Raw genomic sequence first — 22,005 nt, 5'->3', positions numbered from 1 at the left:
CCGCTCGGTTAGCCTGCGAAGGTGACCTCCAAGGGTGCGGAAGACGCGCTGGCCGCACAGGCTGACGACGCCCCCGACGCCGACACGCGTCGCCGCTGGCAAGAGCTCGCTGATGAGGTGCGTGAGCATCAGTTCCGCTATTACGTGCGTGACTCGCCGATCATCACCGACGCCGAATTCGACACGCTGCTGCGCGAACTAGAAGCGCTCGAAGACGAGCACCCGGAACTGCGGACCCCGGATTCGCCGACGCAGCTGGTCGGTGGGGCGGGCTTCGCCACCGATTTCACCCCCGCCGAGCACCTCGAGCGGATGTTGAGCCTGGACAACGCGTTCACCCCCGATGAACTGGCCGCGTGGGCGGGGCGACTCAAGGGCGAGATCGGACCGAACGTGCTGCAGGAGGCGCAATTCCTGTGCGAACTCAAGATCGACGGGGTGGCGCTTTCACTGGTGTACCGCGACGGCCGGTTGGAGCGCGCGGCCACCCGCGGTGACGGCCGCACCGGTGAAGACGTCACGTTGAACGCCCGCACTATCGGCGATGTGCCCCAAAAGCTCACCGACAGCAAGGAATTCCCGCTACCGAAGGTTCTCGAAGTACGCGGCGAGGTGTTCTTCCGGGTCGCCGACTTCGAGGAACTCAACGCCGGGCTGGTCGCCGAAGGCAAGCCGCCGTTCGCCAATCCACGTAACAGCGCCGCGGGTTCGCTGCGGCAGAAGAACCCCGCCGTCACCGCGCGTCGCAAGCTGCGGATGATCTGCCACGGCATAGGGCGGGCCGAGGGGTTCCGGCCCAAGACGCTGCACGACGCCTATCGCGCGCTGGCGGCCTGGGGGCTGCCGGTCTCCGAGCACACCGCCCAGGTGACGGGAATCGACGCGGTCACCGAACGCATCGCCTACTGGGGCGAGCACCGCCACGACGTCGAACACGAAATCGACGGTGTGGTGGTCAAAGTCGACGATGTCGCGTTGCAGCGCAGGCTCGGCTCCACCTCGCGGGCGCCGCGCTGGGCCATCGCCTACAAGTTCCCGCCCGAGGAGGCGCAGACCAAACTGCTCGACATCAGGGTCAACGTCGGGCGCACCGGCCGCGTCACGCCGTTCGCGTGGATGGAACCGGTCAAGGTGGCCGGCTCGACGGTCAGCCAGGCGACGCTGCACAACGCCTCGGAGGTCAAGCGCAAAGGCGTGCTCATCGGTGACACGGTGGTCATCCGCAAGGCGGGTGACGTGATCCCCGAGGTTCTCGGTCCGGTCGTCGATCTGCGCGACGGCTCCGAACGCGAGTTCGTGATGCCGACCCACTGTCCCGAGTGCGGAACCAAGCTCGCCCCCGCAAAGGAGGGCGACGCCGACATCCGCTGCCCCAACACCCGGTCGTGTCCGGCGCAGTTGCGCGAGCGCGTGTTTCATGTCGCCGGCCGCGGCGCGTTCGACATCGAGGGACTGGGCTACGAGGCGGGTACGGCTCTGCTGCAGGCCGGCGTCATCACCGACGAGGGCGACCTGTTCACGCTGACCGAAGAGGACCTGCTGCGCACCGACCTGTTCACCACCAAGACCGGGCAGCTCTCGGCGAACGGGAAACGTCTGCTGGCCAACCTGGACAAGGCGAAATCCCAACCGCTGTGGCGGGTGCTGGTCGCGTTGTCGATCCGGCATGTCGGGCCGACGGCGGCGCGCGCCCTGGCCACCGAGTACGGCAGCCTCGACGCGGTCATGGCGGCGTCGGAAGAAGAGCTGTCGGTCGTCGAAGGTGTGGGCCCGACGATCGCCGCCGCGGTGACCGAGTGGTTCACCGTCGACTGGCACCGCGCGATCATCGACAAATGGCGTGCCGCGGGCGTGCGGATGGCCGACGAACGCGACGCCAGCATCGAACGGACCTTGGAGGGGTTGTCGATTGTCGTCACCGGGTCGCTGACCGGCTACTCGCGCGACGAGGCCAAGGAGGCGATCGTCGCTCGCGGCGGCAAGGCTGCCGGCTCCGTGTCGAAGAAGACGGCATACGTGGTCGCCGGTGATTCGCCGGGTTCGAAGTACGACAAGGCCGTCGAACTGGGGGTGCCGATTCTCGACGAGGACGGGTTCGCCCGGTTGCTGCAGAACGGGCCCGACGGAGTCTGAGTCGCGGTTCTCTGACTGCTGCCGCGTTTGTTCGCCCCGCTCACCGGGCACCCGACTGGGCGAATCGACAAGGAGTTGTGATGGCGATCTGCGATACCTGTGGCAACGACTACGACAAGGCGTTCACCGTGACGTGGCCCGACGGCCGCAGCGCGACGTTCGACAGTGTCGAGTGCGCGGCGGGCCAGCTGGCCCCGGAGTGCGCGCACTGCGGGTGCCGAATCCTCGGGCACGGCATCGAGACCGAAGAGGCGATCTTCTGTTGCGCGCACTGTGCCCGCAAGGACACCAACGCCGACGTCAACGACCGTTGGCCGGTACCCGCCGGCGGCTGACGAGTTCCGTTCCGGCGCAACGGCTCTGCGACCGTCAGCGCAGAATCGTCGCGACGATTCCCGCTAGGTAGCCCAGCCTGGCTACCTCGGACGGCCGAAACTGTGGCCCGCCGGGGCGGCCCAGCACCACCGCGGTGCGGGGGTCACCGAGTGGGGCGGCGGCCAGGGTGGTCGCCATGTCGCGCCACACCTGCGGCACCCACGCGGCGTCACCGTCGAGCGCCTCGGCGTGGTCGAGCGGCAGCCACGGCGCCTCTTCCACCTGGGTCTCGGGGGCCCCGGAGCTACCGACGAGGCGTTCCGGGCCGTTGTCGGTCAGCCGCACCACCGACGTCCAGCCCACGCGCAGCACCCTGGGCGCCTCGTCGGCGAGCACCTGCAGCCTCTTCTTGCGGTCCGCCGCGGCGATGTGGTCGATGAGTTCGAGTTCGCGATGCGCCTCGAGCAGCCCGGTGTGCGGACGGATGGAGTCGACGTAGACGCCTTTGATCTGCTCGGCGGCGGTGATCAGCATGTCGGGCATCGCGCCCCCGGGCAGCTCGACCACCAGATCGTCGACGGCGTAACCGGCCGAGCGTTCCACCACGTCAAGCGACAGAATGTCGGCGCCCACCGACCCGAGCGCCACGGCCAGTGAGCCGAGGCTGCCGGGCCGGTCCTCAAGCTGGACCCGCAGCAGGTACGTAGGCACGCGCAACACTGTCGCACAGAGAATGGGGGCAGGCATTCCGGCCTCGGCGGCCGCGACGGCGATGACTAGGCTTGCTTGTCGTGTCGCAGATCTCCCGAGACGAGGTAGCCCATCTGGCGCGTCTGGCCCGCCTCGCCCTGACCGAAGACGAGCTGGACAGCTATGCCGGCCAGTTGGACGCCATCCTCGGTCACGTCAGCCAAATCCAGTCCGTCGACGTCGAAGGGGTCACGCCGACCGGGAACCCGCTCACCGACGTCAACGTGTTCCGGCCCGACACGGTCGAGCCGTGTCTGACGCAGGAGGAGGCGCTGGACCAGGCGCCCAAGGCGGCCGAGGGCCGGTTCGCGGTGCCCCGGATCCTCGGGGAGGCGCAGTGAGCGATCTCACCCGGATGGACGCGGCGACGCTCGGAGAAAAGATCGCCGCCAACGAAGTGTCGTCGACGGAGGTCACCCAGGCGCATCTGGAGCAGATCGCGGCGACCGACGACCGCTACCACGCGTTCCTGCACGTCGCAGCGGAACGCGCGCTGGCGGCCGCGGCACGCGTCGATGCGGCCGTCGCGGCCGGAGAAGACCTGCCCTCGCCACTGGCCGGGGTGCCGGTGGCCCTCAAGGACGTGTTCACCACCACCGACATGCCGACCACCTGCGGATCGAAGATCCTCGAGGGCTGGACGTCCCCCTACGACGCGACCGTCACCATGCGGCTACGCGCCGCGGGCCTGCCGATACTGGGCAAGACCAACATGGACGAGTTCGCGATGGGATCGTCCACGGAGAACTCCGCGTACGGGCCGACGCGCAACCCGTGGGACGTCGAGCGCGTCCCCGGCGGCTCGGGCGGAGGCAGCGCCGCAGCGCTGGCGGCGTTCCAGGCGCCATTGGCGATCGGCACCGACACCGGCGGCTCGATCCGCCAGCCGGCCGCGCTGACCGCCACGGTCGGCGTCAAACCGACCTACGGAACCGTGTCGCGCTACGGGCTGGTCGCCTGCGCGTCCTCGCTCGACCAGGGTGGCCCGTGCGCGCGCACCGTCCTGGACACCGCACTGCTGCACCAGGTGATCGCCGGGCACGACGCGAAGGACTCCACGTCGGTGCACGCCGCGGTGCCCGACGTTGTCGCCGCCGCGCGGGCAGGGGCGGCCGGCGACCTGGCGGGTGTGCGGATCGGGGTGGTGAAGCAGTTGCGCGGCGACGGTTACCAGTCCGGTGTGCTGGAGTCGTTCAACGCCGCCGTCGAACAGTTGACCGCGCTGGGCGCCGAGGTCAGCGAGGTGGACTGCCCGCACTTCGACTACTCGCTGCCGGCCTACTACCTGATCCTTCCCTCGGAGGTCTCCAGCAATCTCGCGCGGTTCGACGGGATGCGCTTCGGGATGCGCGTCGGTGATGACGGCACACACAGCGCCGAGGAAGTCATGGCATTGACCCGCGCCGCCGGATTCGGCCCGGAAGTCAAACGCCGCATCATGATTGGCACCTATGCGTTGTCGGCGGGTTACTACGACGCGTACTACAACCAGGCGCAGAAGGTGCGCACGCTGATCGCGCGCGATCTCGACGAGGCGTACCGGAAGGTCGACGTGCTGATCTCGCCGACGACGCCGACCACGGCATTCCCGTTGGGGGAGAAGGTCGACGACCCGTTGGCGATGTACCTGTTCGACCTGTGCACGCTGCCGCTGAACCTGGCCGGACACTGCGGAATGTCGGTGCCTGCGGCGCTGTCACCGGACGACAACCTGCCCGTCGGACTGCAGATCATGGCGCCCGCGCTGGCCGACGACCGGCTGTACCGCGTCGGTGCGGCCTACGAGGCGGCGCGCGGACCGCTGTCGACGGCGGTTTAGTCGCCGCGAGCGCACGCTAATCGGACGCAAACGCCGAGTGAGGGCGCAAACATGTGCGCGCTCGGGGAGGATGTAGCCATGCGGATCGGAGTGCTGACCGGTGGCGGTGACTGTCCGGGACTGAACGCGGTCATCCGGGCCGTGGTGCGCACGTGCGATGTGCGCTACGGATCGTCGGTCGTCGGCTTTCAGGACGGCTGGCGCGGTCTGCTGGAGAACCGCCGCATACAGCTGGCCAACGACGACCGTAACGACCGGCTGCTGGCGAAGGGCGGCACGATCCTGGGTACCGCCCGCGTGCATCCGGAGAAGTTGCGCGCCGGGCTGGATCAGATCAAGCAGACGCTCGACGACAACGGCATCGACGTGCTGATCCCGATCGGCGGCGAGGGCACGCTCACGGCCGCGCACTGGCTCTCCGAGGAGAACGTTCCCGTCGTCGGCGTGCCGAAGACCATCGACAACGACATCGACTGCACCGATGTCACGTTCGGCCACGACACCGCGCTGGGGGTGGCGAGCGAGGCCATCGACCGGTTGCACAGCACCGCGGAATCGCACCAGCGCGTGATGCTCGTCGAGGTGATGGGCCGCCACGCGGGCTGGATCGCACTGAATGCGGGGTTGGCGTCGGGGGCGCACATGACCCTCATCCCCGAACAGCCCTTCGACGTCGAAGAGGTCTGCCGCCTGATCAAACAGCGCTTCGTGCGCGGCGATTCGCACTTCATCTGCGTGGTGGCAGAAGGGGCGAAGCCGGCCGAGGGGTCGATGCAACTGCGCCAGGGTGGGGTTGACGAGTTCGGCCATGAGCGCTTCACCGGCGTCGCCCAGCAGCTCGCCCTCGAGGTGGAGAAGCGGATCAATAAGGAGGTCCGGGTCACCGTGCTCGGGCACGTGCAGCGCGGCGGAACGCCGACGCCCTTCGACCGCGTGCTGGCCACCCGCTTCGGCGTCAACGCCGCCGACGCCGCACACGCGGGCGAGTACGGGATGATGGTGTCGCTGCGCGGCCAGGAGATCGGCCGTGTGTCGCTCGCCGATGCCACCCGTCAGTTGAAGCTCGTCCCGCAGAGCCGGTACGACGACGCCGCGGAGTTCTTCGGCTGAGCCCGCTTACTAGGATCGGGGTCATGACTGCTGCGACCGCCGACCTGCTGGACTACGACGACGTCGTCGCGCGCTACGAGCCCGTGCTCGGGCTGGAAGTCCACGTCGAACTGTCCACCGCGACCAAGATGTTCTGCGGTTGCGCCAACAGGTTCGGCGCCGAACCCAACACCCAGGTGTGCCCCGTCTGCCTGGGGCTGCCCGGATCGCTGCCGGTGCTCAACGAGAAGGCCGTCGAGTCGGCGATCCGGATCGGGTTGGCGCTGAACTGTGAGATCGTCCCGTGGTGCCGGTTCGCCCGCAAGAACTACTTCTATCCGGACATGCCGAAGAACTACCAGATCTCGCAGTACGACGAGCCGATCGCGATCAACGGTCACCTCGACGTGCCGCTCGACGACGGTTCGACCTGGCGGGTCGAGATCGAGCGGGCCCACATGGAGGAGGACACCGGCAAGCTGACCCACCTCGGTAGCGAGACCGGTCGCATCGAGGGCGCCACGACCTCGCTGATCGACTACAACCGGTCGGGTGTACCGCTGATCGAGATCGTCACCAAGCCCATCGAGGGTGCCGGTGAGCGTGCGCCCGAGATCGCCCGTGCCTACGTGACGGCGCTGCGCGATCTGCTGCGTGGTCTGGGCGTCTCCGATGTCCGCATGGATCAGGGATCGATGCGCTGTGACTCCAACGTATCTCTGAAACCGGTGGGGCAGAAGGAGTTCGGCACCCGAACCGAAACCAAGAATGTCAACTCGCTCAAGAGCGTCGAGGTCGCCGTCCGCTACGAGATGCGCCGCCAGGCAGCGGTTCTCGACTCTGGTGGGCGAATCACCCAGGAAACGAGGCATTTTCACGAGGACGGCTACACCTCACCGGGTCGCAGCAAGGAAACCGCCGAGGATTACCGGTATTTTCCCGAGCCGGACCTCGAGCCGGTGGCACCGGACGCGGAGTGGATCGAGCGGTTGCGCGCGACGATCCCCGAGCTTCCGTGGCTGTCCCGCAAGCGGATTCAGGAAGAATGGGGGATTTCCGACGAGGTGATGCGCGACCTCGTCAACATCGGCGCCCTCGACCTGATCGCCGCCACCGTCGAACAGGGCGCATCCAGCGACGCGGCCCGGGCATGGTGGGGAAACTTCCTGGTGCAGAAGGCCAACGAAGCCCGGGTGGAACTCGATGCGCTGCCGATCACGCCCGCGCAGGTGGCCGCGGTCGTGAAGTTCGTCGACGACGGCAAGCTGTCCAACAAGCTCGCTCGGCAGGTGGTCGAGGGTGTGTTGGCCGGCGAGGGAGAACCCGAGCAGGTGATGAAGGACCGCGGGCTCGAGGTCGTGCGCGACGATTCGGCGCTGCAGGCCGCCGTCGACGAGGCGCTGGCGGCCAATCCCGGCATCGTCGAGAAGATTCGGGGCGGCAAGGTGCAGGCCGCGGGGGCGATCGTCGGCGCGGTCATGAAGGCCACCAAGGGTCAGGCCGACGCGGCGCGGGTGCGCGAGTTGGTCTTGGCGGCCTGCAGCTAGCGCCGAAACTGCACACAGGGTCGTGCTCGACGCTTATTCACAGCAGTAGTTGCAGTTTCGAGCGCGGAGACGGTTATCCCGAGACGACGCCGTTCCAGGCCGCGATGGCAGCTTCGGCTATCGACGACAACTTCGTTCGGTCCGCGCCGTCGCGGGCTTGTATCGCCATCCCGTGGTTCACGGTGTTGTAGAACGCGGCGATGGTCGCGGCGTCGGCTCCGGCCGGGACGTCGCCGTCGGCGATCCCGCGTTCGACCCGAGCGCGGAACGCATCCTCGGTGGCGACCCGCCACTCGGCGAGGTGTTCGTGCACTGAGCGGGTGCGTTCGGTACAGGTGGTGGCGGCGAGGACGATCATGCAGCCGCGAGGTTTGTCTGGATCGCAGAACACGTCCGCGTGGTGTCGCAGCACCGCGGCGATGGCCTCCCGTGCGGTGGGCCGATCGCGCAACTCGGCTGCCGCGGTGGCCCCCAGGGTCTGGTCGTAGCGGGCGACGGCTTCGCGGAACAACTCCTCCTTGGAACCGAACGCCGCATACAGGCTCGGCGAATTGATGCCCATCGCCGCGGTCAGGTCGCTCATCGACGTGCCCTCGTAGCCGTGCTGCCAGAACACCTCCATGGCGCGTTCCAGGGCTTCGGTGCGATCGAAGGTGCGCGGCCGGCCGCGTGACGCCATGTACTCGCACCCCTTCTGTATCGAACGTCAAAGAAATTGTTGACAAGTATACGCAGGAAAGTTAATTATGTATCGAACGATACATAAAAGAAGGCCGGGATGACGGACCTGACGGGGAAGGCGGCGTTGGTCACGGGCGCCAGTCGCGGGATCGGGGCTGCCATCGCCGCTCGCCTTGCCGAACGGGGCGCGGACGTGGCCATCACCTACGCCCAGTCCAAGGAGCGCGCCGACGAGGTCGTCGACGGAATCGAGGCCCGCGGTCGGCGCGGCCTGGCGATCCGCGCGGACAGCGCCTCCGCGGCCGACGTGCCCGCCGCGGTCGAGCAGGCGAGTACCCACTTCGGCAAGCTCGACATCCTGGTCAACAATGCCGGCGTCTTTCCCTACGGGCCGATCGAGGCGGTATCGGTCGAGGAGATCGACCGCACGCTGGCCATCCACGCCCGTGCCGTGTACCTGGCCAGTCAGGCCGCGGTGCGGTACATGCCCGGTGGCGGCCGGATCATCAGCATCGGAAGCAATCTCGCCGAACGGGTGCCGCATGCCGGGGTCACGCTCTACTCGATGAGCAAGGCCGCGCTCATCGGGTTCACCAAAGGTCTCGCGCGCGACCTCGGGGGACGGGACATCACCGTCAACCTCGTGCAGCCCGGCTCGACCGACACCGATATGAATCCCGCCGACGGCGCCGGAGCCGACGAGCAGCGCGCGCTCAGTGCCCTCGGCCGGTATGCCACCGCCGACGACATCGCGGATTCCGTTGCGTTCCTTGCGGGTCCGGGTGCATCGAATATCACCGGGGCGGTTCTCACCGTCGACGGTGGGACGAATGCGTGACCCGCGATGGCCTGGCTGATCCTGGTTGCCGCGGGGCTGCTCGAGGTCGTCTGGGCGATCGCGCTCAAACAGTCCGAGGGGTTCAGCCGGCTGGTCCCCAGCGTGATCGGCGTCGGTGTCGCGCTGCTCAGCTTCATCCTGCTGACGCTCGCGCTCCGTCAGTTGCCCGCGGGCACCGGCTATGCGGTCTGGGTGGGCATCGGCGCGGTCGGCGTCGCGGTCGCGGGGGTGTTCCTGCTCGGTGAGCCGGCCAGCGCGGCGCGCGTGGCGTGTCTTGCCGCCATCGTCATGGGCGTCATCGGCCTGCGTATCGTCGAGAGCTGAAACCGTCTGCCGCGCAGGCGGTTACGTGTTGTCCGCGGGACTGCGCGGGAACCCGCCGCCCTGCGGGAACAGCGGGAAGACGACATCGTCGAGCTTCTGGGCATCGCCGGCCGTCTTGTTGATCGTGGCGCCCCAGATGTTGCCGTCGGGCGACATCGCCAGCGCCCAGGCGTGGCCGTGCTGGTCCTGGCGCACCACCTCGGGATCGCCGGTCACCGCGCCGGTCTCGGGTGCGAGCCGCACGGCGACGGTTTGCTTGGTGTTGACCAGGTTGACCAGGACCGACCCGTCGAGCGCGGAGCAGCCCGCGACACCGGGCCGGTCGGGCCAGGTCCACACCGTCGACGTCTTGGAATCCTTGGTGATGCGCTGCAGCCGGTCACCGGAGGGGGCGCGGTCAGTGATGTACAGCGATCCGTCCGAGTGGTCGAGGCACATACCGCCCGCGGCGCCCAACCCCGACAGCGCCGTGGTCGTCGGGGCCTGGTCGACCGTGGTGGGCTGCTCGATCCGCAATGCCTTACCGGCCAGCGACCCCGGGTTCGCGGCATCGGCGGGATTGCCCGCGTCGCCGGTTTGCACGAGCAGCGTCGTCGGGCTGGTGAAGATCAACGCGCCGGTGTTGCCGGTGGCGCCCTTCGGTATACCGGTCAGGATCGGCTTGGGGATGTCGCCGTCGGCGATGCGGATGACGCGGTTGTCGGTCGGGGTGCTGACGTAGGCGTACATCAGCCGGTCCTGTTGGTACGTCGGCGACAGCACGATGTCCATCAGCCCGCCGTCGCCCGAGCCGTCGACCGGCAGCGTCGTCTTGACCTTGGGCTCTGCCCGTACCGAGACCTCCTTGACCACACCGGTCGTGCGCTCGGCGACCAGGGCCGACTGGCTGTCGGGCAGCATGATCAGGCCGCTGGTGCTTTCCAGGCAGCCCTGCATGACGCCGGGCGCCGGGCACTCCTTCGGAAACGGCGTCGGGGGCAGCGGCGGCGGTGGCGGAGGTGTCGACGTCGGGCCGGGCTCGAGCTGGGGCTCAGTGGTGAACGGCTGCGACTGCAGATCGTCGAATCGTGCGCACCCCGACCCGACGAGCAACGCCGCGCACGCCACGGCGAGCACACCCCGCATCGGCCGGCGCAGTTTCATGCGAGCCAGGTTACGGATCATTCGGAGGTGTTCGCCACGCGCACCCGCTGGAGCGCACCGCGAACCGTCGGCGAATTAAGGCCCCGAAAGCACCGCGCCAATACCCGGCTACCGGGTGACAAGCACTTACGCTGGCATGGTGACCAGTCATTCCAATGACCCACGCGCCTGGCAACGGCCCGACGACGCGCCCGGGCGGCCCGTGTCGGCGAGCCTGGTCGACCCTGAAGACGATCTCCCGTCGGCCAACTACGCCGGCGACTTCGAGACCACCGCGATCCCGCACTACGACTCGAACACCGGAGCGCCGGTCTCCACCGGCTTCGGACTGCTCAACGATCCCGAGCCGCTGCCGTACGTGCAGCCCGGCGGACGGCATGCACTCGACTACTCGGCGGAACCGGCGGAGGTCGGCCCCGATCCGTTCCGCGTCGCGCCCGAGCGGCGCGGCACCATCGACCTCGGCCTTCTGCTGTTGCGGCTCGCGGTGGGCGCCCTGTTCATCGGCCACGGCCTGCAGAAGGCGTTCGGCCTGTGGGGTGGCCCCGGGCTCAACGGTTGGGAAGCGGAGCTGTCCGATATGGGCTTCCGCTATGCCGACATCCTGACCTACGTCGGCGCCTTCGGACAGATCGCCGCCGGGGTGCTACTCGTCCTGGGTCTCTTCACGCCCGTGGCCGCCGCCGGCGCGCTGGCGTATCTGGTGACCGGCGTGCTGGCCGAGGCGATGGTCGCGCACGAGGAGGCGCGGCTGTCGGACTTCCTCACCGATGGACACGAGTACAAGGTGTTCCTGGCCTGCGCGGTGGCGGCGCTGGTGTTGACCGGGCCCGGCAGGTACGGATTCGACGCCGGACGCGGTTGGGCGCGCCGGCCCTTCCTCGGATCGCTCGGCGCGCTGGTCCTCGGCGCAGGCGCGGGTGTGGCGATCTGGGTGCTGCTCAACGGCGGCAATCCGTTCGCCTAATCCCTCGAATACGGATTCGGCACCCGCCCGCCGCTGGCCTCGGTCAGCAGCGGCAACGTCGCGAACGTCACGGTGGGCAACCGCACGTCCCTGCCGTCCTTCAGGTGGGCGTAGGCCGATGACCCTTTGCCGAACCGAAGGCCGTCGATATCGCTCCAGTCGACGGTCTCGCTACCCCAGAGCGTGCGTGCCGTCACGTGGTCGCGGTCGGCGACGGTGCGGTAGCGCGCGACGAACACGGACAACACGATCGGGATGATCAGCAGGGCCGCCACCCAGGTGAGGCCCGCCAGGACCAGCGAAAGCATGCTGAACGCCAGAAAGGCGACGGCGAAATGCGCCATGGGGGAGATGCGGATGACGACGGGAGCGGGTGCGGCCTTCGAACTCACCCCGCCATCTTCGCACCGTGCCGCAATTTGACCTGTGACCAGTGCAGAGGCTACCGTCGACGGTTATGCAGGCCCTGGGGTTGCTCGTAGTAATCGGGAAGCGCGTTGATGCCGCGCTCGCCCTTACTCGGGCATAACTCCGGCATCAACGCGCGACCCTCGTACAGCGACCCAGCTGACGGGGGTTTTTTCTTGCCCGACCACCGAATTTGAGACCCTAGAGACGGATCCGAAGAAGGATTTAGGAGAACGAACACCGTGAGCGCACCAACAACCCGACCGCTGGAGCAGGTGGCGGCAACCGTGCCCGACGACGGACATGCCACGCGACCGGCGGCCAAGTCTGCGCCCGCACCGGCCAAACGCACTGCGCCGCAACAGATGACGGGTGCGCAGGCGGTCATCCGGTCGCTGGAGGAACTCGACGTCGACACCATCTTCGGGATCCCCGGCGGCGCGGTCCTGCCGGTCTACGACCCGCTGTTCGATTCCAAGAAGCTGCGCCACGTCCTGGTCCGCCACGAGCAGGGCGCCGGGCATGCGGCCAGCGGTTACGCTCACGCGACCGGCAAGGTCGGCGTGATGATGGCCACCTCGGGACCCGGTGCCACCAACCTCGTCACGCCGCTGGCCGACGCGCACATGGACTCCATTCCGGTGGTGGCGATCACCGGCCAGGTCGGACGCGGCCTGATCGGCACCGATGCGTTCCAGGAGGCCGACATCTCCGGCATCACGATGCCGATCACCAAGCACAACTTCCTGGTGCGCAGCGGCGACGAGATCCCGCAGGCCATCGCTGAGGCGTTCCACATCGCGTCCTCGGGCCGCCCCGGGCCGGTGCTCGTCGACATTCCCAAGGACGTTCTGCAGGGGCAGTGCACGTTCAGCTGGCCGCCGCGCATCGACCTGCCGGGCTACAAGCCGAACACCAAACCGCACAACCGCCAGATCCGCGAGGCCGCCAAGCTGATCGCCGCCGCTCGCAAGCCGGTGCTCTACGTCGGCGGCGGGGTGATCCGCGGTGAGGCCAGCGAGGAACTGCTGGATCTGGCCGAGCTGACCGGAATTCCCGTCGTCACCACGCTGATGGCGCGCGGGGCGTTCCCCGACAGCCATCCGCAGAACATGGGCATGCCGGGGATGCACGGCACGGTGTCCGCGGTGGCCGCCCTGCAGCGCAGCGACCTGCTGATCGCGCTGGGCACCCGTTTCGATGACCGGGTGACCGGGCGGCTGGACTCCTTCGCACCCGAAGCCAAGGTCATCCACGCCGACATCGACCCGGCCGAGATCGGCAAGAACCGCCACGCCGACGTGCCGATCGTGGGTGACGTCAAGGCCGTGATCGCCGAGCTGGTCGTGGCGCTACGCCGCGACGGCACCGCCGACGCGATCAAGATCGACAACTGGCTGGAGTACCTGAGCGGTGTGCAGGCGACCTACCCGTTGAGCTACGGCCCCCAGAGCGACGGCAGCCTTTCTCCGGAGTACGTCATCGAGACGCTGGGCAAGATGGCCGGGCCCGACGCGGTGTACGTCGCAGGCGTCGGTCAGCACCAGATGTGGGCCGCGCAGTTCATCTCCTATGAGAAGCCCAAGACATGGCTCAACTCCGGCGGACTGGGCACCATGGGCTACGCCGTGCCCGCGGCGATGGGGGCCAAGTTCGGCCGCCCGGAGGCCGAGGTGTGGGCCATCGACGGCGACGGCTGCTTCCAGATGACCAACCAGGAGTTGGCCACCTGTGCCGTGGAGGGTGCGCCGATCAAGGTGGCGCTGATCAACAACGGCAACCTCGGCATGGTGCGACAGTGGCAGACGCTGTTCTACGAAGAGCGGTACAGCCAAACGGATCTGGCCACGCACTCGCATCGCATCCCCGATTTCGTCAAGCTCGCCGAGGCGCTCGGGTGCGTCGGATTGCGTTGCGAGCGAGCCGAAGACGTCGAGGACGTGATCCGCCAGGCCCGCGAGATCAACGACCGCCCGGTCGTGATCGATTTCATCGTCGGCGCAGACGCTCAGGTGTGGCCCATGGTCGCGGCGGGCACGAGCAACGACGAGATCCAGGCCGCGCGCGGCATCCGCCCGCTGTTCGACGATCCAGAAGAAGGGCACGCCTGATGAGTACCGCCGCTACGCAGACGTTGTCGGTTCTGGTTGAGGACAAGCCGGGTGTCCTGGCGCGGGTCGCGTCGCTGTTCTCCCGGCGCGGCTTCAACATCCAGTCCCTGGCCGTCGGTGCGACCGAGCAGAAGAACATGTCGCGGATGACGATCGTCGTCAGCGTCGACGAGGCGCCGCTCGAGCAGATCACCAAACAGCTCAACAAGCTGGTGAACGTGATCAAGATCGTCGAGCAGGAGGAAGAGAACTCGGTCTCGCGCGAGCTCGCGCTGATCAAAGTGCGCACCGACGCGTCGACCCGCGGGCAGGTCATCGAGGCGGTGAACCTGTTCCGCGCGAAGGTCGTCGACGTATCGACCGAGTCGTTGACCGTCGAGGCGACCGGTACACCCGAGAAGCTCGAGGCGCTGCTGCGGGTGTTGGAGCCCTTCGGAATCCGCGAGATTGTGCAGTCCGGTGTGGTGTCCCTGTCGCGCGGTCCACGAAGTATCGGGACCACGAAGTAAGCGCAGGATCGAGACGAGTAGCCCACAACTCAACCCGACCAGTCCCCAATCAAGTGAGTAGATAAGGAAATTCAGTGGCAGTAGAGATGTTCTATGACGACGACGCGGACCTGTCGATCATCCAGGGACGCAAGGTCGGCGTCATCGGCTACGGCAGCCAGGGTCACGCGCACTCGCTGAGCCTGCGCGACTCCGGCGTGCAGGTGAAGGTCGGCCTCAAGGAGGGGTCGAAGTCGCGCGAGAAGGTCACCGAGCAGGGCCTCGAGGTCGACACGCCCGCCGAGGTCGCCAAGTGGGCCGACGTCATCATGTTGCTCGCGCCCGACACCGCACAGGCCGAGATCTTCGCAGGCGACATCGAACCCAACCTCGAAGACGGCAACGCGCTGTTCTTCGGGCACGGCCTCAACATCCACTTCGACCTGATCAAGCCGCCGGCCAACGTCACGATCGGCATGGTCGCCCCGAAGGGTCCGGGCCACCTGGTGCGCAGGCAGTTCGTCGACGGCAAGGGCGTGCCGTGTCTGATCGCGATCGATCAGGACCCCAAGGGTGAGGGGCAGGCGCTCGCACTGTCGTACGCCAAAGGCATCGGCGGCACCCGCGCAGGCGTCATCAAGACCACGTTCAAAGACGAGACCGAGACCGACCTGTTCGGTGAGCAGGCCGTGTTGTGCGGCGGCACAGAGGAACTCGTCAAGACCGGTTTCGACGTCATGGTCGAGGCCGGGTATGCGCCGGAGCTGGCGTACTTCGAGGTGCTGCACGAGCTCAAGCTGATCGTGGACCTGATGTACGAGGGTGGCATCGCGCGGATGAACTACTCGGTGTCCGACACCGCGGAGTTCGGCGGCTACCTCTCCGGGCCGCGGGTGATCGACGCCGACACCAAGGAGCGGATGCGCGCCATTCTCTCCGAGATTCAGGACGGCACCTTCGTCAAGAAACTCGTGGCCAACGTCGAGGGCGGTAACAAGGAGCTCGAGGCGCTGCGCAAGAAGAACGCCGAGCATCCGATCGAGGTGACCGGCAAGAAGCTGCGCGACCTGATGAGCTGGGTGGACCGGCCCATCACCGAGACGGCTTAAGCCGCGATTTGTGGAGTCGCGGCGGCGCTCACCGCCGCTACCGCTCCACAAGTCACACGGATCAGGGGCGGTGCTCGTGCCCGGGGCGACCCTGGGTGCGGCGCCGCTCCTTCATCTCGGACTCGAACACGTGTCTGCGGCCCTGCTGTAGTTCGTCGCGCACCTGGCGTTCATGGTCGCGGAACACCGACCAGTAGTTGTCGTCGAAGTCCTCGACGATCTGGAAGGTCCAGCGACCGTAAAGCACGTTGCGGCCGACGAGTTCGGACTCCAGACGTTGCGCGACGCCGTCGTGGCCGGCGTCGCGCAGCTTGTCACACGCCTCGCCGAGCTGAAGGTCGGCGCGACCCATCAGCTGGTGGAACGAATACAGATGACCGCGTGCGCGTTCCACCCACTCCAATGCCTCCGAGACTTCGCCGACGGCCTCGACGGTCGCGTCGTCGACTCCTTCGGGTCGGCTGTGTTGTTCGTCCTTCTGGGTCATGGGGCTAGAAGTACCCGGTTCCGACCGCAACCATATCCAGATAACGAACTGTGCATCGCTTCCGCATTGATGGTTTGCTCGTAGTGCTATCGGTGAACCCTCGCTAGGCCGAAACCCCAGTTAGCAGGCCCCATGGATGACGCTGACACACCGCGGTACACCGTCCGCGTGGTGGCCGAACGCGTCGGCGTACCGACCGCGACGCTGCGCAGCTGGAGCCAGCGCTACGGCGTCGGGACGTCGCAGCACCACCCGGGTCGACACCGGCTCTACAGCGACAACGACGTCGCCGCCGTGCAGCACATGCACCAGCTCATCGGGCAGGGCACCAGCCCCCGCAGCGCTGCCCGAGTCGCGACCGGGGCCGTAGCGCCGCGCCGCGGAGACGCGGACGCATTGCTGTCGGCCGCATTCGAACTCGACCTCGCCTCGCTGGGTCGGCTCCTGGAGGCCCACCTGCGTCACTTCGGAGTGGTCGACACATGGGACCTGCTGGTCCGGCCGGCGTTCGCGGCGATCGTGAGCAGACAGGACGAGGACGGCGGCTGCGTCGACGTCGAGCACGCCCTGTCGTGGGCGGTGTCGCGCTCACTGCACGCGGCGCCGCTCATGCGCCGCGACGCATCAACCGCGCTCATCCTGGCGTGCACCGCGCGCGAAGCGCATGTGTTGCCGCTCGAGGCTCTTCGCGCCGCCCTCGCCGAGCGGGGACGCGGTGCGGTGATGCTCGGTGCCGACGTTCCGATATCGGCGCTGACCGAGGCGATCGGCCGCGTGCGGCCGTCCGCGCGGGTGGTGCTGTGGTCACACACCCCCGAGACCGCCGACATGGAGATGGTCACGGCGGCCACCGCGGAGGCCGACGTCGTACTCGGCGGCACCGGGTGGGAGGCCGCCGGCGTCGACGGGGCCGCGCGCGTGCACAGCCTGCGTGAGGCTCTCGAATGGTGTGTCGGCACCCGATGACCGGGTTGCATCGACTGTGCGTCGGTTAGTCCGGCGGATTTGGGTACACACATGAGGTGTCTTCAGTGACCACGACGAGCAGGGCCACGGCCAACGAGTGTGTCGTCCTTCTCGATGAAGAGGGGCGCGAGATCGGCAGCGCAGCCAAAACGACCGTGCACCACGCCGCGACACCGCTGCACCTCGGGTTTTCCTGCTACCTGTTCGACGAGGACGGTCGCGTGCTTCTGACCCGTCGCGCACTGAACAAGACGACGTGGCCGGGTGTGTGGTCCAACTCCTTCTGCGGTCACCCCGCGCCGGGGGAGCAGGTGGAGGATGCGGTGCGCCGCCGCGCCGTCCAGGAGTTGGGCGTATCGATCCAATCGCCGCAGTGCGTGCTACCGCACTTCCGGTACCGCGCGGTCGCGGCCGACGGCACGGTCGAGAACGAGATCTGTCCGGTGTTCTTCGCCCGGTGCGACGGGCGGCTGCGGCCGGATCCAGCCGAGGTCATGGAGTGGATGTGGGTCTCCTGGGAACAACTGCGCTCGGCGGTCGGGTTGCCCTGGTCGATCAGCCCGTGGGCGATGGAGCAGATACCGCTTCTCGACGAGCCCTACGCGCAGGGGCCGGGTCCCGGTTCATGAGCGCGTAACGCCACCCGTTGGCTCGGACGCTGGGCGGAGTGACTACTTCTTCTTCAGCGATTCCGGCCTGTGCACCGCGTCGCGGCCGCTCTTGTCACTGCGCACCCGATACTGCGGGTTGTCGGCGTCGGCGCGCACCGTGCGACCCGCGGCCTGCGTGTCCGAGGTGATCTTCTCCTCGACGGTGCCAGTCACGTTGGTGCCGTGGCTCTTCCACTGCACCTTGTCGCCTTTGTGGATGTCCTTGCTCATCTGTGGCGGTATACCCGGGCGCCGCCACGCAAAACAGCTCAGAGCTGCGAGCGTTGCCGGTAGAGCCGTTCGGCGTAGGCCAGATCGTCACGCCACAAGCGGGTGGCCGCATATCGCATGAACGGTGTGATCAACGGCGCGCCCCGAAGTGCGTGCGCGAATCCGGGACGGTCGGAGTGTGCGATGACCGCCTCGATGACCGCGGTGCGCGCAGCGCCGTCCCGGTCGGGACCGAGGGGTGTCGCGTGCGTCTCGACCACGCTTCCCGCACCTTCGCCGTCGATGATGCGCATGGTGATGGTGCGCGGCTCCGGTGTGGTGAACTCCGCGATCACCGGGACGCCGAGTCGCCCGATGCGGAAGGTGACCGCGACGAGGAAGCGGTCGGCGTCTTCGGGGAGATTGTCGTCGGCGGCCGGGGCCGACAGCACGTCCAGCCGCGTGAACGAGTACGGGTGGAACCACGCCCCGTGCCACGGATCGAGCCGGTTGGCGATCACGTCGCTGGGCTCACAGGTGCCGACCAACCGCGTCACTGCCGACAGCCGCGGTGTGTCGGGCCGCCTCGGCAGTATCGGTGCCTCCGTGGGGGTTTCGCCGCCGAGCGCGTCGAGCCGCACCCATGCGAGCACACCGTCGTCGTGGGCGGGGTAGGGTCGCCAGGTCCAGGTCCGGTCGCCGTCGAAGCGCAGGCCGTGCCACGGGCAGATCAAGGTGCCGCACTCGACGGTCCCGGTGGACAGGTCCGCGCCGAGGTGCGGGCAGGACGCCGGGCCGACCGCGAGACTGCCGTCGTTGCCGCGCCAGGCGACCAGTTCGATTCCGCCGACCGTGGCGCTGACCGGTCGTTTGCCGATGGTGTCGCTGGCCGCGAACGCGTACCAGTTGCCGCTGGGCCTGCGCTGCGAGCGGCGCAGGGCGCTGTGTATCAACGACGGCTGGGCGTCGTCGTACGTCGGCCGTTGGCCGGACCACGTGGTGCGTGGAAGTAGTTCGAACGGCGTGGTTTTCGCCAACCGCGCCTTGAGTTCGGAGAGCATGGTCATGCGTACTGCCTTTCGGCCAGCCGACGCAGGGGCGCGAAGCGACCCTGGGTGGGTACCGTCTGGAGGTCGTGACCGGTGAGGCCGAAGCGCTTCAGCAGCAGGTTGGCCGCCGACCAGCCGGTGGTGGCGGCCCGCTCCATCAGCGCGACCGGCAGGTCGATGCGGATACCGTCACCGGCCAGTACCAGGCCGGCCTGCGGGGTAGAGACCGTGGGGCGGTGCGCGAAGTCACCGGGGGCGAAGCGCGGGCAGTCCTGCCGGCACAGCACCCGTTCACCGACGACCTTGGCGCCGACCGTTTCTGGATACAGCTCGCGCATCCGCACCGGCAACCGCTCGAGCACATCGTCCGTACTGCCGGTGACCGCATACGAGTGCAGCTCCACCACCGAGCCGCCGGTTCGGCGCGACCACGTCGCCGCCTCCCGTTCGTATCTGTCCAGCACACTCACATTGTCCAGCGGCGGTCGACCGCCCGTCCCGAGAAAGGCCGCACGGTCTGGATCGACGGGCCGGTCCAACCACAGTCGCTGCACGACGAACGGCGCGGCCGTACCCATCGCGGCGATCCGGGACCGCCATTCGTCATCGCCGAGCGACGCCGAATTGCCGACGATGTGCTGCAGGCCCGAGACATCGGTGGCGAGCACCACCCCGTCGGCCTCGATGCGATCGCCACCGTCGGAGTGCACCGCGAAGCGGTCACCGGCGCGTATCTCGGTCACCGCGACGCCGGTGTGTACACCGACTCCCAGCGATTGCAGATAGGCGCGCAGCGGATCCCACAGCGCCGTATCGAAGTTCGAAACCGCCACGTCGAAGACCAGGCCCTCGCTGGAGCCCAGGAAGTAGATGTGGAACATCGTCGCCAGTTCGGCGGCCGAGAGGTTGGTCGGTTCGGCGAAGAAGCTCCTCGAGAAGACCTCGAAGGCCAGGTGGCGAGCGGGTTCGGGAAAGTTGATGTCACGCAGGAAGGTATCGGCGTCGACGTGGTCGAGACGGTCATAGATCTCGGGGACCGACACCGCGGCCAGGGGCGCCGCGGCGCGTGCGTTGAGCCGCATCAGGTCACGAAACCGGAACGTGGGGCTGCGCAGCGCGAAGGCCACCGCGTTCCACGGTGGCGTTTGCGGCAGACCGCGGAACGTGTCGCGTCGGCCGTGCGCGTCGACCAGGGGGTAGTCGGAGACCGCGGTGAGCATGCCCAACGCCGGATCGATGCGCCGCAACAGGTTTCGCAGGTTGTAGTACTGCCGGAAGAAGGCGTGAAAACCGCGGTTCATCGCGACGGGGGAGCCGTCGTCGAGCGAATCGGTCCATCCTCCGACGCGACCGCCGAGATACGTCTCGCGCTCGAGGATGTCGACGCTCACACCACGTTCGGCCAGACCGGTGGCCGCGGCCAAGCCCGCGATCCCCCCGCCGACCACGACCACGTGCGGTTTGTCGAACGGCACTCCCTGGTCGGGCGGCGGTGCGGAGTGCGTGATGCGGTGCGGATCGGTCATCGCGGGGCCTCGGCGAGGAAGGTGTGCACGATGTTGCGCTGCCAGCCCGGCATCGTCTCGCTGTGCACGGCGGTGAAGCCGCTGCGGCGCAGGCGATCACGAAAGTCGGCGGCACCATCGAAGCGGTTCACGCTGCGCCGCAGGTACCGGTACAGCGAGGCGTCACCGCTGCGGAGATGTCCGCTGGGGATGATGATGGTGGCGCACACGGCGTTCCACACAGCGGTCGCGAGCCGCGAGTCGCGCACCGAGTACTCGTGAACGGCCAGCGTCGCTCCCGGGCGCAGCAGTGCGCGGAACTCACGCAGTTGGGCGTCGGGGTCGGGGAGGTTGCGGATGAGGTAGGCGGCGAAGATGCCGTCGAACGGTCCGCTCACGCCTGCGGCGGCGAGGTCCTCGATCCGGCTGTGGACGAACCGCACCGACGGCGGCCATTGTTTGGTCCGCGCCTCGGCCAGCATGCCGTCCGAGCCGTCGACACCGACGATCTCCGCGTGCGGAGCCACCGAAAGCAGCGCCGCGGTCGATGCGCCGGTGCCGCATCCGGCATCCAGCAGGCGCAGCCCGCGACCCTCATCGGGCAACCGCATCCGCTGCGCCGAAATTCGCAGGTGCTCATGGTATCCGGGATTGGAGTCGACCAGCGTGTCGTAGGCCGGTGCCCCCTCGTCGAAGGCGGCGGGAACATCCACGGGGTCACCGGCGTCACGACCCGCATTGACATTCACGACACGTTCCTCCTCTGTGTGCGCAACCGCTGGCGTTCCCACAGCAACAACACCGCGGTGACCATCGCCCAGCCGAAAAGGAAGTCCTCGACCGGTATGTCGAACGGGAATCGGATACCGCTGGTGTGCCGTTCGTCGTAGATGACGATGGGCGCGCTGAGCTTGGTGAGCCAACCGTCGACCGGTATCTGGAATCCGAGGACGATCGCCATCGAGATCCAGTACGCGGGCTTACGGAACAGTCCGGTGCGTAGTGCGCCCAATTCCAGAACGCACACGGCGATCACCGCGAGCACGGCGGGCACCGTGTATCCGAGTCCGGTCATTTGGCTTGCTCCACACGATCCCGCGCCCGTTGCATCCAGGTCAGGATCGTGGTGACGGCGTTGTAGGTCAACAATCCGCACAGTGGGATCACGATGAAGAACAGCAGTTCCTCGATCGGCATGACGCCGGGGATCTCGATTCCGGTGACGTACTTCGAGTTGTACGTCCACACGTCGGCGAAGATGGCGATCACGTCCCAGAGCACGAATACGGCTGCCACGGGGATGATCGCGGCCGCGGCGCGGCGCGCCTGCCGGTACACGCCGTCGCCGAAGATCTCCAACGGCGCGGTGATCAGCAGGCAGGCGGCCAGAACCAACAGGTAGTGCCAGTTGTCCAT

25 protein-coding genes are annotated in these 22,005 nt (G+C 67.8%); 14 read left to right on the top strand and 11 right to left on the bottom strand.

Features of this window, described 5'->3' with window-relative positions:
- Window positions 1-21: 21 nt before the first annotated feature.
- The gene (gene ligA / locus RMCN_RS16505) at window positions 22-2,133 is read left to right on the top strand and encodes an NAD-dependent DNA ligase LigA (RefSeq protein WP_067391015.1); all 2,112 of its coding nucleotides are present in this window, start codon (window positions 22-24) and stop codon (window positions 2,131-2,133) included.
- Window positions 2,134-2,213: 80 nt separating this feature from the next.
- On the top strand, window positions 2,214-2,468 hold the full coding sequence (locus tag RMCN_RS16500) for a metallothionein (protein ID WP_064351170.1): 255 nt from the start codon (window positions 2,214-2,216) through the stop codon (window positions 2,466-2,468).
- A 34-nt stretch (window positions 2,469-2,502) separates the two neighbouring features.
- Here RMCN_RS16500 and RMCN_RS16495 read toward each other — a convergent pair whose 3' ends face one another.
- A complete protein-coding gene (locus tag RMCN_RS16495) occupies window positions 2,503-3,159 on the bottom strand; it encodes an ACT domain-containing protein (RefSeq protein ID WP_067391250.1) in 657 nt (218 codons plus the stop codon).
- Between the two features lie 80 nt (window positions 3,160-3,239).
- Here RMCN_RS16495 and gatC point away from each other — a divergent pair, with 80 nt between their 5' ends.
- From gatC to gatB, 4 genes are all read left to right on the top strand, one after another.
- Window positions 3,240-3,539, top strand: a complete 300-nt coding sequence (gene gatC, locus RMCN_RS16490) for an Asp-tRNA(Asn)/Glu-tRNA(Gln) amidotransferase subunit GatC (protein ID WP_064414778.1) — start codon at window positions 3,240-3,242, stop codon at window positions 3,537-3,539.
- A 14-nt stretch (window positions 3,540-3,553) separates the two neighbouring features.
- A complete protein-coding gene (gatA, locus tag RMCN_RS16485) occupies window positions 3,554-5,017 on the top strand; it encodes an Asp-tRNA(Asn)/Glu-tRNA(Gln) amidotransferase subunit GatA (RefSeq protein ID WP_067391247.1) in 1,464 nt (487 codons plus the stop codon).
- 78 nt (window positions 5,018-5,095) lie between these two features.
- Window positions 5,096-6,127 (top strand): ATP-dependent 6-phosphofructokinase, encoded by a 1,032-nt coding sequence (locus RMCN_RS16480; RefSeq protein ID WP_064414780.1) that lies wholly within the window; start codon window positions 5,096-5,098, stop codon window positions 6,125-6,127.
- A gap of 23 nt (window positions 6,128-6,150) precedes the next feature.
- Entirely contained in the window at window positions 6,151-7,653 is a 1,503-nt protein-coding gene (gene gatB, locus RMCN_RS16475) for an Asp-tRNA(Asn)/Glu-tRNA(Gln) amidotransferase subunit GatB (protein ID WP_067391012.1), read from the top strand.
- Between the two features lie 73 nt (window positions 7,654-7,726).
- On the opposite strand, the gene RMCN_RS16470 is transcribed toward gatB, so the two are convergent.
- Entirely contained in the window at window positions 7,727-8,332 is a 606-nt protein-coding gene (locus tag RMCN_RS16470) for a TetR/AcrR family transcriptional regulator (RefSeq protein ID WP_067391009.1), read from the bottom strand.
- Window positions 8,333-8,431: 99 nt separating this feature from the next.
- Here RMCN_RS16470 and RMCN_RS16465 point away from each other — a divergent pair, with 99 nt between their 5' ends.
- Together RMCN_RS16465 and RMCN_RS16460 are read left to right on the top strand one after the other, a co-directional pair.
- Window positions 8,432-9,172: an SDR family NAD(P)-dependent oxidoreductase gene (locus RMCN_RS16465; protein ID WP_067391006.1), complete on the top strand. Its 741-nt coding sequence runs from the start codon at window positions 8,432-8,434 to the stop codon at window positions 9,170-9,172.
- A gap of 6 nt (window positions 9,173-9,178) precedes the next feature.
- Window positions 9,179-9,496, top strand: a complete 318-nt coding sequence (locus RMCN_RS16460) for a DMT family transporter (protein WP_067391003.1) — start codon at window positions 9,179-9,181, stop codon at window positions 9,494-9,496.
- Between the two features lie 21 nt (window positions 9,497-9,517).
- On the opposite strand, the gene RMCN_RS16455 is transcribed toward RMCN_RS16460, so the two are convergent.
- A complete protein-coding gene (locus RMCN_RS16455; RefSeq protein ID WP_067391000.1) occupies window positions 9,518-10,639 on the bottom strand; it encodes a PQQ-dependent sugar dehydrogenase in 1,122 nt (373 codons plus the stop codon).
- Between the two features lie 139 nt (window positions 10,640-10,778).
- Between RMCN_RS16455 and RMCN_RS16450 the strand changes: the two genes are divergently transcribed.
- On the top strand, window positions 10,779-11,606 hold the full coding sequence (locus RMCN_RS16450; protein WP_067391244.1) for a DoxX family protein: 828 nt from the start codon (window positions 10,779-10,781) through the stop codon (window positions 11,604-11,606).
- Here RMCN_RS16450 and RMCN_RS16445 read toward each other — a convergent pair.
- Complete coding sequence (locus tag RMCN_RS16445) at window positions 11,603-11,998, bottom strand: PH domain-containing protein (RefSeq protein WP_409366053.1); 396 nt, start codon at window positions 11,996-11,998, stop codon at window positions 11,603-11,605. The genes RMCN_RS16450 and RMCN_RS16445 overlap by 4 nt on opposite strands.
- 258 nt (window positions 11,999-12,256) lie before the next feature.
- Between RMCN_RS16445 and RMCN_RS16440 the strand changes: the two genes are divergently transcribed.
- The 3 genes from RMCN_RS16440 (at window position 12,257) to ilvC (ending at window position 15,722) form a co-directional block, all read left to right on the top strand.
- Window positions 12,257-14,125 carry an acetolactate synthase large subunit gene (locus RMCN_RS16440; RefSeq protein ID WP_067390997.1) on the top strand — a complete coding sequence of 623 codons (1,869 nt, stop codon included), beginning with the start codon at window positions 12,257-12,259 and terminating at the stop codon, window positions 14,123-14,125.
- Window positions 14,125-14,634 (top strand): acetolactate synthase small subunit, encoded by a 510-nt coding sequence (ilvN, locus tag RMCN_RS16435; protein WP_064351164.1) that lies wholly within the window; start codon window positions 14,125-14,127, stop codon window positions 14,632-14,634. The genes RMCN_RS16440 and ilvN overlap by 1 nt, the downstream gene beginning before the upstream one ends.
- A gap of 86 nt (window positions 14,635-14,720) precedes the next feature.
- Entirely contained in the window at window positions 14,721-15,722 is a 1,002-nt protein-coding gene (gene ilvC, locus RMCN_RS16430) for a ketol-acid reductoisomerase (protein WP_174523747.1), read from the top strand.
- 61 nt (window positions 15,723-15,783) lie between these two features.
- Here ilvC and RMCN_RS16425 read toward each other — a convergent pair whose 3' ends face one another.
- Window positions 15,784-16,209 carry a hypothetical protein gene (locus RMCN_RS16425; protein ID WP_067390994.1) on the bottom strand — a complete coding sequence of 142 codons (426 nt, stop codon included), beginning with the start codon at window positions 16,207-16,209 and terminating at the stop codon, window positions 15,784-15,786.
- Between the two features lie 132 nt (window positions 16,210-16,341).
- Here RMCN_RS16425 and RMCN_RS16420 point away from each other — a divergent pair, with 132 nt between their 5' ends.
- The gene (locus RMCN_RS16420) at window positions 16,342-17,175 is read left to right on the top strand and encodes a MerR family transcriptional regulator (RefSeq protein ID WP_067390991.1); all 834 of its coding nucleotides are present in this window, start codon (window positions 16,342-16,344) and stop codon (window positions 17,173-17,175) included.
- Window positions 17,176-17,240: 65 nt separating this feature from the next.
- On the top strand, window positions 17,241-17,804 hold the full coding sequence (gene idi, locus RMCN_RS16415) for an isopentenyl-diphosphate Delta-isomerase (RefSeq protein WP_067390988.1): 564 nt from the start codon (window positions 17,241-17,243) through the stop codon (window positions 17,802-17,804).
- 42 nt (window positions 17,805-17,846) lie between these two features.
- Here the strand turns inward: idi and RMCN_RS16410 are convergent, their stop codons facing one another.
- From RMCN_RS16410 to RMCN_RS16385, 6 genes are read right to left on the bottom strand one after another with little or no spacing between them, the layout of a single operon-like run.
- A complete protein-coding gene (locus tag RMCN_RS16410; protein WP_067390985.1) occupies window positions 17,847-18,056 on the bottom strand; it encodes a hypervirulence associated TUDOR domain-containing protein in 210 nt (69 codons plus the stop codon).
- A gap of 38 nt (window positions 18,057-18,094) precedes the next feature.
- On the bottom strand, window positions 18,095-19,102 hold the full coding sequence (locus tag RMCN_RS16405) for a Rieske (2Fe-2S) protein (protein ID WP_067390982.1): 1,008 nt from the start codon (window positions 19,100-19,102) through the stop codon (window positions 18,095-18,097).
- Window positions 19,099-20,610, bottom strand: coding sequence for an FAD-dependent oxidoreductase (locus RMCN_RS16400; RefSeq protein WP_067390979.1), 1,512 nt, complete (start codon window positions 20,608-20,610; stop codon window positions 19,099-19,101). The genes RMCN_RS16405 and RMCN_RS16400 overlap by 4 nt, the downstream gene beginning before the upstream one ends.
- A complete protein-coding gene (locus RMCN_RS16395; RefSeq protein ID WP_234787674.1) occupies window positions 20,607-21,338 on the bottom strand; it encodes a class I SAM-dependent methyltransferase in 732 nt (243 codons plus the stop codon). Before RMCN_RS16395 ends, RMCN_RS16400 begins: the two co-directional genes overlap by 4 nt.
- Window positions 21,335-21,664, bottom strand: coding sequence for a lycopene cyclase domain-containing protein (locus RMCN_RS16390; protein ID WP_067390976.1), 330 nt, complete (start codon window positions 21,662-21,664; stop codon window positions 21,335-21,337). Before RMCN_RS16390 ends, RMCN_RS16395 begins: the two co-directional genes overlap by 4 nt.
- Window positions 21,661-22,005, bottom strand: coding sequence for a lycopene cyclase domain-containing protein (locus tag RMCN_RS16385; protein WP_067390972.1), 345 nt, complete (start codon window positions 22,003-22,005; stop codon window positions 21,661-21,663). Before RMCN_RS16385 ends, RMCN_RS16390 begins: the two co-directional genes overlap by 4 nt.

It is taken from the genome of Mycolicibacterium novocastrense, from assembly GCF_001570485.1.
In the GTDB taxonomy this organism is placed as follows: domain Bacteria; phylum Actinomycetota; class Actinomycetes; order Mycobacteriales; family Mycobacteriaceae; genus Mycobacterium; species Mycobacterium novocastrense.
This window is presented reverse-complemented; position numbering and strand designations above follow the sequence as displayed.